Source organism: Acinetobacter sp. AM (assembly GCF_003105055.1).
Taxonomy (GTDB): Bacteria; Pseudomonadota; Gammaproteobacteria; order Pseudomonadales; family Moraxellaceae; genus Acinetobacter; species Acinetobacter tibetensis.
Map to the genome: position 1 here is coordinate 16,492 of NZ_QETG01000034.1, position 12,263 is coordinate 28,754.

Annotated in this window: 11 protein-coding genes and 1 pseudogene; 7 read left to right on the plus strand and 5 right to left on the minus strand. The window is 37.7% G+C overall.

Annotated elements, in window-relative coordinates; genetic code table 11:
* Positions 1 to 8 precede the first annotated feature (8 nt).
* Positions 9 to 497 (minus strand): winged helix-turn-helix transcriptional regulator, encoded by a 489-nt coding sequence (locus DCO44_RS15025; protein WP_116763298.1) that lies wholly within the window; start codon positions 495 to 497, stop codon positions 9 to 11.
* A gap of 255 nt (positions 498 to 752) precedes the next feature.
* Positions 753 to 1,097, minus strand: coding sequence for a hypothetical protein (locus tag DCO44_RS15030; RefSeq protein WP_116763300.1), 345 nt, complete (start codon positions 1,095 to 1,097; stop codon positions 753 to 755).
* A gap of 141 nt (positions 1,098 to 1,238) precedes the next feature.
* On the opposite strand from DCO44_RS15030, the gene DCO44_RS15035 reads away from it, so the two are divergent.
* From DCO44_RS15035 to accC, 5 genes are all read left to right on the plus strand, one after another.
* Positions 1,239 to 1,835 carry a LexA family protein gene (locus tag DCO44_RS15035; protein ID WP_116763302.1) on the plus strand — a complete coding sequence of 199 codons (597 nt, stop codon included), beginning with the start codon at positions 1,239 to 1,241 and terminating at the stop codon, positions 1,833 to 1,835.
* A 9-nt stretch (positions 1,836 to 1,844) separates the two neighbouring features.
* A complete protein-coding gene (locus tag DCO44_RS15040) occupies positions 1,845 to 3,173 on the plus strand; it encodes a Y-family DNA polymerase (RefSeq protein WP_116763304.1) in 1,329 nt (442 codons plus the stop codon).
* Positions 3,174 to 3,410: 237 nt separating this feature from the next.
* Positions 3,411 to 3,860, plus strand: a complete 450-nt coding sequence (gene aroQ / locus DCO44_RS15045; protein ID WP_116763306.1) for a type II 3-dehydroquinate dehydratase — start codon at positions 3,411 to 3,413, stop codon at positions 3,858 to 3,860.
* Positions 3,861 to 3,882: 22 nt separating this feature from the next.
* The gene (accB, locus tag DCO44_RS15050; protein WP_116763308.1) at positions 3,883 to 4,305 is read left to right on the plus strand and encodes an acetyl-CoA carboxylase biotin carboxyl carrier protein; all 423 of its coding nucleotides are present in this window, start codon (positions 3,883 to 3,885) and stop codon (positions 4,303 to 4,305) included.
* A gap of 17 nt (positions 4,306 to 4,322) precedes the next feature.
* On the plus strand, positions 4,323 to 5,693 hold the full coding sequence (gene accC, locus DCO44_RS15055) for an acetyl-CoA carboxylase biotin carboxylase subunit (protein ID WP_116763310.1): 1,371 nt from the start codon (positions 4,323 to 4,325) through the stop codon (positions 5,691 to 5,693).
* Between the two features lie 82 nt (positions 5,694 to 5,775).
* Here accC and DCO44_RS15060 read toward each other — a convergent pair whose 3' ends face one another.
* Complete coding sequence (locus tag DCO44_RS15060) at positions 5,776 to 6,276, minus strand: hypothetical protein (protein WP_171304990.1); 501 nt, start codon at positions 6,274 to 6,276, stop codon at positions 5,776 to 5,778.
* A 435-nt stretch (positions 6,277 to 6,711) separates the two neighbouring features.
* On the opposite strand from DCO44_RS15060, the gene DCO44_RS15065 reads away from it, so the two are divergent.
* Together DCO44_RS15065 and DCO44_RS15070 are read left to right on the plus strand one after the other, a co-directional pair.
* Entirely contained in the window at positions 6,712 to 7,941 is a 1,230-nt protein-coding gene (locus DCO44_RS15065) for a GGDEF domain-containing protein (RefSeq protein WP_322873984.1), read from the plus strand.
* A 32-nt stretch (positions 7,942 to 7,973) separates the two neighbouring features.
* The gene (locus tag DCO44_RS15070) at positions 7,974 to 9,464 is read left to right on the plus strand and encodes an amidase (protein ID WP_116763314.1); all 1,491 of its coding nucleotides are present in this window, start codon (positions 7,974 to 7,976) and stop codon (positions 9,462 to 9,464) included.
* On the opposite strand, the gene DCO44_RS15075 is transcribed toward DCO44_RS15070, so the two are convergent.
* Both DCO44_RS15075 and DCO44_RS15080 read right to left on the minus strand, forming a co-directional pair.
* On the minus strand, positions 9,454 to 10,632 hold the full coding sequence (locus tag DCO44_RS15075; protein WP_116763316.1) for an MFS transporter: 1,179 nt from the start codon (positions 10,630 to 10,632) through the stop codon (positions 9,454 to 9,456). The genes DCO44_RS15070 and DCO44_RS15075 overlap by 11 nt on opposite strands.
* Before the next feature lie 353 nt (positions 10,633 to 10,985).
* Positions 10,986 to 11,675: pseudogene (locus DCO44_RS15080) on the minus strand (transposase).
* Positions 11,676 to 12,263: the final 588 nt, after the last annotated feature.

A 12,263-nucleotide genomic window follows, 5' to 3' on the forward strand; every position in this document is an offset into this window, starting at 1 on the left:
GCTCAAGCCTATTTGGTTTGATCGACAGGCTGAACAGCGTCTAATTGAAATGGATGATGACGAAAAATTGGTTTGACCTGCCGTGCATTCAACGGTTCTTTACATTCTGAACAAACCGTTATGGCTGTAAATATTTGACCGCATTGTTTATGCATCAATTGCATCGGCTTACCCGTACCATCATCCATCCACTTATCTGCCCACGTAACCATACTCATCAGCACAGGATAAAGTTCTAGACCTTTTTCGGTTAAGCAATACTCAAAACGTTGCTGTCTTTCAACATACGGTTTTTTTTCTAAAATTTGCTGGTCAACCAAACGCTTTAAGCGGTCAGCTAAGACATGCCGAGTCACGCCCAATTGTTGCTGAAAATCATCAAAACGGCGCATGCCCATAAAAGCATTACGTAAAACCAATAATGTCCATCGATCTCCAATGATCGATAAGGCTCGTGCAATCGAACATGGTTGCTCACCAATTTCATCCCATTTCATAGATTTCGTTATTCCAACTGTTTTTTTTCAAAAGTATCGGATTGTGGCAATTTTGACAATATTGCTGTCTGAATCTATAGCAGCAATAAAAAAAGCCATGTTATTCACATGGCTATTAAGCGGTACAAACAACAACTAGGGAAGTAGTTGCTGGTTAAAGGACACTAGCCCTTTTAACACAGCTATTGTGATCGTATTTAACGTATCATTTCCCGTCATTTTCATGTCATTTCCAGTCAAATTTAAGCCCTTTGCTTAAACTTCATCTCCTTCCTTCCAAACATCTTCGTATTCTTCACGATCAATCATAAAACGATAACCATGTTCCAATGCCAAAAATGGCAGCACTTCAGGCAACATTTTATGCAAATCCTTAACACAAACCGTTTGAAAAAAATCTTCACTGTCGTCATGTTCGCCTGCATAAATAAACCAAGTGACATCTTCCCCTGCTTCTGGCTTGTTACGAATGCCTACAATTGGTTCTTGATTTAAAGATGCGACTGCAACGGCAATCACATCATTTTCATGCACTGCAATATACTTTGAGCCATATTCTTCACATACCAGTTTTTGTTCAGTGATTAGATCCATATCCATTGTGGATGCCAAATGTAATGATTGATGTTCCGCAGTTTAGAACCAAGTGCCATTTGTCTCAAGTCATCCCTACACAAAATATACTGTCGCGCGGTTTATTTTTCTGCTAATCTTGATTTTGTAACTTTATCAAGGTGAATTATGAGCGAGTCGAATACAACCTCTCACGGCGGCAAACGTGCCAATGCAGGACGCAAATCTCACTACACTGAAAAAACAGTCGTTATGCGCGTGCCCGAGTCTAAGGTAATGGCCATTAAAGAATGGCTAAAACCTGTACCTAAAGATGACCGTCAGAACACCATTCAACTGAATCCAATTCATTTACAAACTGAATTATCAATTCCTTCCCCACTCGAATCTGTTGCGGCTGGATTTCCCTCGCCCGCGCAAGACTATATAGAAGATTACATTGATTTAAATAAGTATTTAGTTAAAAACCCAGCCAGTACTTTTATTTTACGCGTGGATTCTTTGTCTATGAAAAATGCAGGGATTGATGCTGGAGACCAAATTCTCATTGACCGCAAATTAAATGCCGAACATGGCGATATTGTATTAGCACTCATCAACAATGAATTTACGGTTAAACGCTTTATGCAAGATAAGCATACGGAGCATGGTTTTAGATTTTGGCTAAAAGCAGAGAATCCTGACTATCCTGACATCTACCCACACGGTGAGGAAAATATTGCAATTTGGGGTGTTGTCATCTGTATTTTAAAAAAGCTCAAATAAGTGACGATTATGGACAAGCTTTATCATCAAGAACTTTATGCACTGATTGACATTAACAACTGCTATGTCAGTTGTGAACGTGTATTTAACCCAAAATTGAATGATAAGCCTGTAGTCGTGCTGAGTAATAACGATGGCTGTGTCATTTCACGCAGCAATGAAGCCAAAGCACTGAATATTCCCATGGCTGTACCTTGGCACAAAATTGAACGGGAAGCACTAGAAGCAGGTGTACAAGTATTATCTAGCAATTATCCGCTCTATGCCGATATGTCACGTCGTTTTTTTGAGATTTTAGGTGAGCACTTTAATGATCAGGACTTAGAACCCTACTCGATTGATGAATGCTTTATACGGCTCACTGGCTACACACAACTTTTCGATATCGAACAATATTGTCGAGAACTTGTGAACAAAATTGCGCAATGGCTTGGTTTACCATGCTGTATTGGAATTGGTTATTCCAAAACTCAGGCGAAACTTGCTAATCATTTTGCCAAGAAACGAAAGAGCTTTAATCAGGTCTGTTTTTTGCCCACATTGGACTTATGCAGTTTTGAAGGGCTGCTACTCGAAACACCTGTAGAAGAAGTTTGGGGTATTGGACGAAAAATCAGTAAAAAATTACAGCATTATGCAATTCATAATGGCTTTGACTTAACTTTTGCCAATGAACATTACCTCAGTAAAGAGTTTTCTATCCTCATTGCACGCACAATCCGTGAGCTAAAAGGTCAGTCCTGTATTGCCTTAGATGATCCGACATTACCAGCAAAAAACATCCTTTCCTCTCGTAGTTTTGCCAAAGCATTGTCACAAAAAGAGATCATAAAACAAGCAATGATTTTCCATGTCAATCGTGTGCATAAACGCCTAATGCAACAACAACAACTCTGCGCCTGTATCCATGTTTGTTTGTATGAAAAAGTGCCTAAATCACCCCATAAAAAGAGCCATTCACATGCCGTAGGTTTAGACTATGCTAGTGATGATCTCTTAATTTTAAACAAAGCTGCACTACAGCAAATTGATGTTTTATTTGAAGAAAATAAGAAGTATGTGAAGGTTGCAGTCATGCTTTCTGCGCTACATCCTAAAAGCCAGCATATTGATGACTTATGGCAACCGATAAACTTGATTCAACAACGTGAAGAGCTTATGGAAACTTTATACAAAATGAAACATCGTTATGGTTCCGATTGCATACAAATTGGTTATCATTCCAACAGCCCTGCATGGAAGATGAAACAACTACATCGTTCGCCACGTTACACCACTTGTTGGAATGAAATGTTAACAATTGATGATTCTCTATTCAGCCAAACGACTTGCAAATGAGCTGTTTTGGTCAATTCATGCCTTAAAAGAAAATAACTGCTCTATCGTAAATTTTGTCATTTTTTAACATTGCCAATTGTTAGCAAAGTTCGCAATATATGTCCCAAGTTCTGGTACATGCTTTCTACAATAATTCAAATAAAAATCAAAAGACTTGTAGGATACTATGCCATAATAAGCAAACTTTGCAGAGATCTTGCAAAGCAATATTGCAAACTTAAAATTGGAGCGTGCTGAATGAGTTCGACCATTTTGGTCATTCATGGACCGAATTTAAACTTACTAGGAAAACGAGAACCTGAAGTATATGGTTACTTGACCCTAGAGGATATCAATCAGCAACTCATCTCTCAAGCGCAAAAAGCATCAACAACGCTCAATACTTTTCAAAGTAATTGGGAAGGTGCCATTGTCGACCGAATTCATCAAGCGCAACAAGAAGGCGTACAGTTCATCATTATTAATCCTGCAGCACTGACACACACCTCAGTTGCAGTACGTGATGCCCTTCTTGGCGTAGCAATACCTTTTATTGAAGTGCATTTGTCAAATGTTCATGCCCGTGAAGCATTTCGACATCACTCCTATCTTTCCGATAAAGCCGTTGGCGTAATTTGCGGTTTAGGTGCTAAAGGTTATACCGCTGCACTCGATTATGCCCTCGAAAAAATTCAACCATCTAAGTAATCATAATCAGGAATACTGTCTCATGGATATTCGTAAAATCAAGAAGCTCATCGATTTGATGATTGAATCTGACTTACAGGCAATCGAAGTTAAAGAAGGTGATCAATCGATTGCATTAACTCGTCGTAGTCCAGTCGTTGCAGCAGGAATTGCGGCAATGCCAGCTCCATCAGCAGAAATTCCATCTGCACCAAAATCTTCACCACGTGGTGCTGTTGAAACTTCACCAATGGTTGGTGTGTTCTATGCTGCGCCAAGCCCAGGTGAAGCAACATTTATTAAAGTGGGTCAAACTGTAACTGCTGGTGAAACACTTGGTATTATTGAAGCAATGAAAATCATGAACCCAATTGAGGCAACTCAAAGCGGTGTGATTGAAGAAATTCTTGTGAAAAACGGTGAAGTGATCCAATTCGGTCAACCTTTATTCCGCTATCGCGCATAACACCACGGGGTCTCACAATGTTGCAAAAAGTTCTAATTGCAAACCGGGGTGAAATCGCTTTACGTATCACCCGTGCTTGCAAAACATTAGGAATCAAAACGGTTGGTATCTATTCTGATGCTGACAAAGACCTAATGCATTTACGTTTTTGTGATGAAGCTGTCTGCATTGGTCCAGGAGCGAGTAGCGAGAGCTATTTAAATATTCCTGCAATTATTACTGCAGCAGAAATTACAGGTGCAGATGCTATCCACCCTGGTTATGGCTTCTTATCTGAGAATGCTGAGTTTGCTGAAATTGTAGAAAACTCTGGCTTCATCTTTATTGGTCCACGCCCAGAACATATTCGCCTAATGGGGAATAAAGTTTCTGCAATTACTGCAATGCGTAAAGCCGGTGTACCAACCGTACCAGGTTCTGCAAATGCAGTAACACCACAAAATGCTCTTGCTGAAGCAAAAGAAATTGGCTTTCCACTGATTGTGAAAGCAGCTTCAGGTGGCGGTGGTCGTGGTATGCGTATTGTAGAACAGGTAGACACCCTACTTGAGTCTGTACAAGCAGCTCAACGTGACGCAGAAATGTGGTTCGGTGATGATACGGTATATATGGAACGCTTCCTGCAAAAACCACGTCACGTCGAAATCCAAGTTCTGGGTGATGGTAATGGTCATGCAATCCACTTATTTGATCGTGACTGCTCTTTACAACGTCGTCACCAAAAAGTGCTTGAAGAAGCGCCAGCACCAAATTTACCAGAACAAGCACGCGCTGACATTTTAGAAGCATGTGTGAATGCATGTAAGCTTATGCAATACCGTGGCGCAGGTACATTCGAGTTCTTATTTGAAGATGGTGAGTTCTTCTTTATCGAGATGAATACCCGTGTTCAAGTAGAGCATCCTGTTACAGAAATGGTTACAGGCATTGACATTATTGAGCAGCAATTGCGTATTGCCGCAGGTCTTGGACTTGAAATTGCTCAAGAAGATGTTGAATGTAAAGGTCATGCCATAGAATGCCGTATCAATGCAGAAGATCCTTCTACATTTATGCCATCTCCAGGTAAAATTGAGCATTTCTATGCGCCAGGTGGTGCAGGCATTCGCTTAGACTCACATATCTATCAAGGTTATAGCATTCCGCCTTACTACGACTCAATGATCGCTAAGCTCATTGCGCATGGTAAAGATCGTGAAACTTGTATTGCTCGTATGCGCCAAGCTTTAGATGAAATGATCCTAACAGGAATTAAAACCAATATTCCTTTGCATAAGGATTTAATTCTACAAGACAAAAACTTCTGCAAACATGCAATGGATATTCACTATCTAGAAAAGCATTTGTTGAAGCAACTCGAAGGTCAAGCTGAAAAAGCAGCGTCTTAATTAGCAAGCCCCTACTCAATAAAAAGCCAGTCAATTGACTGGCTTTTTATTCATTCATATAAAGTCGTTTATCAGAAAAAACTCACGGTAAGACCCGACGTAAAGTTGCAAAACATTGTCCTGCTTTTTCATTATTACAAAAGTTAATGGTCGTCGGATTTTTCCATTGTACAAAATACTGAGAAATTTCACCTGACTGGTCTTGCCTATACCCAGAACAGTCTGTTTCATTATTATCGTATTTTACCTGTAACATTAAAACAGGAAGTTGAGCCGCAATATCTCTCGAAGCCTGATAATCATAGATTCCTGTAGACCATTCTTGACCACTTTTAATGAATACGTCGTTATTACTTTTAAAATTATAGTATTCAATACATTTTTTATTATTTGGAATTTCCATTCCCCACAAACCTACAATTTCAGGTCGTGTCATAATACGAATCGTATTGGCACCACGATCTGCCTCATCTTGAGCATCTTGTGTTGCAGTAGAACTTTCATTTGCCATGCTCATTGCTGAACATAACATCAAGATCACTGTAAGATATGCTTTTTTCATATAGTTAATCAGCCATTGCATCCCTGCAAATACGTTATCATATTTTTAAGCAAAACCACCACTTATAACCATTTCACTACAATCTATTTGTATAAAAAAATGCATTTTCATCCTCATGGTACTAGCACTTTCCTCTTCGAAATCTATAGAATGATTTCCGACAGCTTTTAAAATCAAAGCTAATATTGAGTTTACTTTTATTTTCTTCAATTGCTAGAAAATCATAACGCTTAAATTAAGGATGATTATTTGCAAATGCAAATCAGACAACTTATAACTCCTTCAATTCAACAACAATCATATGCTTTTTTAATAATCGCAACCGTAATTTTTGCTTGCTGTCTCATCGGGATATTTACACGCCCAATCACTTTTTTAGCCCTATTATGGCCTGCTAATCCTATATTATTGGGGTTGTTTTTACGATTTCCAAAACTCAATATCCTTGGAGGTTGGTTGGGTGCAATTACCGCCTATCTCCTTGCAGATTTGGTTACAGGTAATTCAATTGAAATTACACTGTATTTAACTATATCAAATTTAATTAGTGTCTCCGTCCCTTTAATTTTGGTTCATCTCACAAAATTGGATTATCGTGACTATAATAAAGGCTTGAGTTTTCTATATTTATTTACCATGTGTACTTTGGGAGGCTGCCTGCTAAGTGCTTTTTTTGCAGTTCAAAGTATCACACATGTACCAAACAGTTTTATGTCTCCAGAACGTTTTTGGACTGAATTTGGCATGTGGTGGACAGGAGAAATTTTTAACTTTGTGACTTTTCTCCCCTTAATTCTTACCTTCCCAGCAAAGAAAGAAAGTCGGCAATGGATTTTTGAACTCTTTACTGAGCCGCTAAAAACCAGTGATATTTTACCTTTTATCGCTATCATCATTTCCGTCGCTTTCACGCACATATTTTTTGGCCCTGGCTCACTACTTTATCCTTTAGCAGCCTTAATTTGGGCAGCACTGAGCTATAGATTATTCTCTGTTGCCTTTATTAATAGTGTCGTCTGCATAGTGACCTATCATAGCTTAACCTACTTTTACTTATCATCGTCATCCAATGCGTTCTTAAGCACGACCATATCTATTCGTATTGGGTTATGTATGCTTGGAATTGCACCGCTTATTCTGTGTGCAATTAGCCAAAATCGTCAAAAGCTTTATCATCAAGTCCTCGACTACGCGAATCATGACAGTTTAACAAACACATTAAATCGACGATATTTTCTGGAACAAAGTCAATTATTTATTCAAGAGCCCCAGAATAAATCTGTAAGCATTCTCATGATAGATATTGATCACTTTAAGCAAATGAATGATCGATATGGTCATCATGTTGGTGATTTGGTACTACAACAGTTCGCAAAATTAGTAAAACACAAAATTGGGCTTAATGACTTATTCGCACGGATTGGGGGTGAAGAATTCACTGTGTTAACGTTGAATACATCACTCGAAGATGCAATTCAGTTAGCTGAACGCATTCACCATACCATCGAAACTGCAGTTTTAAATATTGAAAATCAGTTTCAAATTCAGATGACCATTAGCATTGGAATCGCACATCAAAACCTACCTTTATCTGGAACATTACAACAACTGATTGTTCGAGCAGACCAAGCCCTTTATAGTGCAAAAGCACAAGGGCGAAATCAGATTATTATTTCGACTGAATAAAGATAAAACAGTACATCTGGAGTAAAACAATAATGAAGTTTTCGGAATATCAACAGTATGATGGTTTAGGATTAGCTGAACTGGTCGCTAAAAAAGAAGTTCACCCTCATGAGTTGCTACTCACAGCACTGTTAAGGGCTGCGGAAGTCAATCCCAAGTTAAATGCTATTACAATTCCAATGCATGACTATGCACAAAAACGTTCTCAGCAATCTCTTCAAGGTGCCTTTGCAGGCGTTCCCTTTCTGGTAAAAGATTTATTTCAAGAGTTTAAAGGCTATCCAAGTACCTTTGGCAGTAAAGCATTTAAACGGGCAAATTATATTGCACAAACCAATTCTGAAATTGTTAATCGCTGGGAAAACGCCGGTATTGTGACTTTTGGTCGAACCAATACACCTGAATTTGGAATAAAAGGCATTACCGAGCCAGAAGCATGGGGAGCCTGCCACAATCCATGGAATTTAAAGCACAATAGTGGTGGTTCTTCCGGTGGTTCTGCTTCTGCTGTTGCCGCTGGAATAGTACCCCTTGCAGGTGCAGGTGATGGTGGCGGTTCTATCCGCATCCCTGCTTCTTATTGTGGCTTGTTTGGTCTAAAGCCTAGTCGAGGTCGAACACCATGGGGGCCACATTTAAGTGAAGCCATGCATGGAGCAGCAATACAACATGTGTTGACTAAATCGGTACGAGATAGTGCAGCCATGCTGGATGCTACACATGGCTCCGAACTACATTCTCTTTTTTCAATTAAAACACCAGAGCAAAGCTATCTAGAAATTATTCAACGCCCACCTAAAAAACTCAAAATTGCCTATAGTGTGAAATCTCCTATAGGAACCAAGGTTTCTAGTGAAGCAGAAGCAGCGATTTTACATACTGCACAGTTACTCGAATCTTTAGGACACATCGTGGTAGAGGCTCAACCGCCTATCAATGGCATGTCATTAGCGAAAGACTTTATCACGACTTGGTTTAGCCAGTTTGCCTATACCATTCAGGAAACACGGTCTCGGCTTAATATTCAAAATGATGATTTTGAACTGGATTCATTAGCTTTGGCTGCATTTGGCGAAACGACAACAGCATTACAATATATTCATAACCTTAATAATTGGGGGCAATATGCAGCGCAGATGAACCATTTTTTTGAACAATATGATTTATATCTCATTCCATCAACTGCAACAACCGCACCTAAAAATGGTGAAATTAAAACACCTGTCTGGCAAAAACAATTATTAAAAACTCTTCTTAAAATAGGACAAGCGCATAGACTTGCTGAAGGAAGATTTATGGAAAAAATTATTAAAGAAAATCTGAAGTGGGTACCATTCACCCAATTGGCTAACATTACAGGCTTGCCTGCAATGTCCGTTCCACTTTATTGGAACAACAACCAACTTCCTTTAGGCTCACAATTTGTTGCACCATTCGGACGAGAAGACTGGCTTTTACAATTGGCACAACAATTAGAACAGGCCCAACCTTGGGCAAAAAAATATAGTGAAATTAAGATTTAAGCTCAGTTAAATGGTCTTTCTGTACTTTATTGGGCAATCCCGCAACAAAAATTAAGCCCATAAATACAGAAAGTCCTGCAATCATGAAGACATGTTCACCTGAAATTTCAGTCCAGTATTTACCCGCCAATAAACTACCAGAAGCAACCCCTAATCCCCACATTGTGCTGTACAGTGCTTGTCCACGTCCCTGCTGTCCAGACATAAAATTTTCAAAGATAATGCGCATCGCGATCATATGAAAAAGACCAAAACTAAAAGCATGAATCGTTTGAGCGAATAATTGCATCAAAAATATATTCGGGAAAAAGCCGACGATTAACCATCGAACACCTGTGAGTATTAAACACAAGCTCACCAAGAAACGCCACGAGAATGTCTTAAGAAAGATATTCGCAAAAGCAAACATAATAATTTCTGCAATCACACCAATCGCCCATAAAAACCCAATTTCAGTTGTTGAGTAACCAACCTGCTTAAGATAATTACTGTAAAAACTATAAAAAGGTGCATGTGATAGCAACATAATAAATTCAATAATAAAAAAGGATGCAACCACTGGTTTTTTTATAATCGGTAACAATGGTTCAAGTTTCTTCTGTGATTTAGGTGCACTTTTAGGTTCATAAATAGTAAATGACCATAGAAAAGCTAAAAATGAGATACACAGCAATAGAATAGGTAGCATAGAGATAGGGATTATTTCTAATAATGCGCCTATACAAAATACACCCGTGATAAAACCGATAGATCCCCATTTTCGAACTTTTCCATATAACTCAGCCCTTTTATCTCCCAACCAAAATAATGTAACACCCTCAAATTGCGCTAAAATTGCGTTTTGGAAGAAACTAAAAATTAACATCAGCAAAGCAATCGACTGAAAACTATTTGGTATGAGAAAAATTAAAAACCATATACACGCTTCCATCCAAGTTGCTATTCTGACTAGTAACATCCGTTTGCCAGATTTATCAGCCACCCATCCCCATATGAATGGCGCAAAAAAACGAGTGATAATCGCAATAGAAGATAAAACACCAATTTCCTGAAAATTAAAGCCTTGGTCTTCTAAATAAAGACTCCAATACGGCATGAATGTCCCAACAATACAATAGTAAAAAAGGTAGAAACCACCGAGTTTGGTTGTCATTGGAAGGGTTAGCATTAGGTAGTTTTCTCTAGTATTTACAACGTCTTAATGTTTTTTAAAGTTGTATCCATTTGTACCCAAGAAGCTCAATTAGGAGATAAAGCGTATACAAATTAGTATACAAATCTTTTTCCATAAAATTATTTCAAAATTTGTATACTTTAAAAAATATGCCATATTTTATCACTTTAAATGATAGATACCCATAGCTCGAAGAAGAATAAGGGACTACTCCTTTTCTAGATTAAATACACAATTAGATATGGTGAACTGCAATATAAAAGAGGACAAATTATTTTAACACCCGAAATAAAAATTATTCATAAGTCTTCACTTAAACATAAACCTTAATTTAAACCAAATCCTGCTTAAGCCGATATTCCCATAATACGAATCATCGGCTTGTTTTGATGACAGATTTGATAAGTACATAAAGATGCATAAATACCCGCTAAATAGCCTATAACATTTCGGGCTTTAGTCGTCACTAGATTGTAAGTCCCTTTGAGCAAGCTGAATAAAGTTTCTATTTTATTATGTTGTTTCAGATGATCTGCTTTTGATCACTGCATAGATTGTATGTTATTTCGATAAAGCTGTACTCACAATCTCTCCTGACAAATTCATCATTCAATGTAGCTTACAGCCAAAGATCCACCCCATGGAACTTTTTCCACGTGTTGCAATTACTGCTAGGAATTTATGTCATTGAGTCCGCTAATTTTTACAGACAGCTAATGTTGTTGAATCGATCCATAGATAATGGCTTTTATGGTTTTTCATCAAAGTATGATGCAAAGCGTGCAAAGCCCGTTGATGTGTATTGTATTGATCAGATGAATCATACATTGGTAACAAAGTTTGAATAAAGGATAATGGTTATGCCCCAGCACTGCAAAGAATACTTTGAAGTTATTGAAATGAGAGCACTTATACCAAACAGCAATGAATATAATTTCAGAAATACTAAGCTGAGCAAGGCGATTTCTTAAGCGTTGAAAATTCTGTTTTAGAAATTTCCAATAGATTGATTCAAATTTTAGAAAAAAATCATCAATGACACAGAATAATTAGGTACTATCGAACATAAGGACTAGAGCTGTGAGTTTGGTGTAGTAACTCAACTGATGGCTCTAGTCCTTCTTTTTTCAAGTCAAATGCTTATCCGCAATTCAGGTTAACTAGGAAGCTATAAACCGATTTTCTCAATAAATTTCTCTTGCTCATCCAGATTCTTAAATTTCAACCTTTTTACGCTACCAACATTAAAATGAATTACAATAACAAAAGGAGGTTCACTCTTAATTTCCATATACTGAATTAAATCTGTATTGACGATCACATCATTAACACGAATTAGCATCCAAGCACCACAAGTAAAAAAGTTTCTCTATATTAATAATCATAAAATATGAAATCTAGAGAAATATTATAGATTAATTGAACGATTAGTTCATGATCAAACAACATCAGAAAATTGAAATTAACTTAGCAAATTCATAAACGTAAACCATATTAGAAATACTAATACTGTAAATACAAATAAATCATTTTTTGTCTAAAACCTCAAGGGTATAAAAATATACCTATAAGGTATCTAACCTATCAAATGGAACATTTCATCAGTAATTTAAGTGCTGAATAGA

What these genes read in the sequence shown, in the direction of transcription:
- DCO44_RS15025 (WP_116763298.1), bottom strand. Translation starts at nt 497, where the DNA reads ATGAAATGGGATGAAATTGGTGAGCAACCATGTTCGATTGCACGAGCC.
- DCO44_RS15030 (WP_116763300.1), bottom strand. Translation starts at nt 1,097, where the DNA reads ATGGATATGGATCTAATCACTGAACAAAAACTGGTATGTGAAGAATAT.
- DCO44_RS15035 (WP_116763302.1), top strand. Translation starts at nt 1,239, where the DNA reads ATGAGCGAGTCGAATACAACCTCTCACGGCGGCAAACGTGCCAATGCA.
- DCO44_RS15040 (WP_116763304.1), top strand. Translation starts at nt 1,845, where the DNA reads ATGGACAAGCTTTATCATCAAGAACTTTATGCACTGATTGACATTAAC.
- aroQ (WP_116763306.1), top strand. Translation starts at nt 3,411, where the DNA reads ATGAGTTCGACCATTTTGGTCATTCATGGACCGAATTTAAACTTACTA.
- accB (WP_116763308.1), top strand. Translation starts at nt 3,883, where the DNA reads ATGGATATTCGTAAAATCAAGAAGCTCATCGATTTGATGATTGAATCT.
- accC (WP_116763310.1), top strand. Translation starts at nt 4,323, where the DNA reads ATGTTGCAAAAAGTTCTAATTGCAAACCGGGGTGAAATCGCTTTACGT.
- DCO44_RS15060 (WP_171304990.1), bottom strand. Translation starts at nt 6,276, where the DNA reads ATGCAATGGCTGATTAACTATATGAAAAAAGCATATCTTACAGTGATC.
- DCO44_RS15070 (WP_116763314.1), top strand. Translation starts at nt 7,974, where the DNA reads ATGAAGTTTTCGGAATATCAACAGTATGATGGTTTAGGATTAGCTGAA.
- DCO44_RS15075 (WP_116763316.1), bottom strand. Translation starts at nt 10,632, where the DNA reads ATGCTAACCCTTCCAATGACAACCAAACTCGGTGGTTTCTACCTTTTT.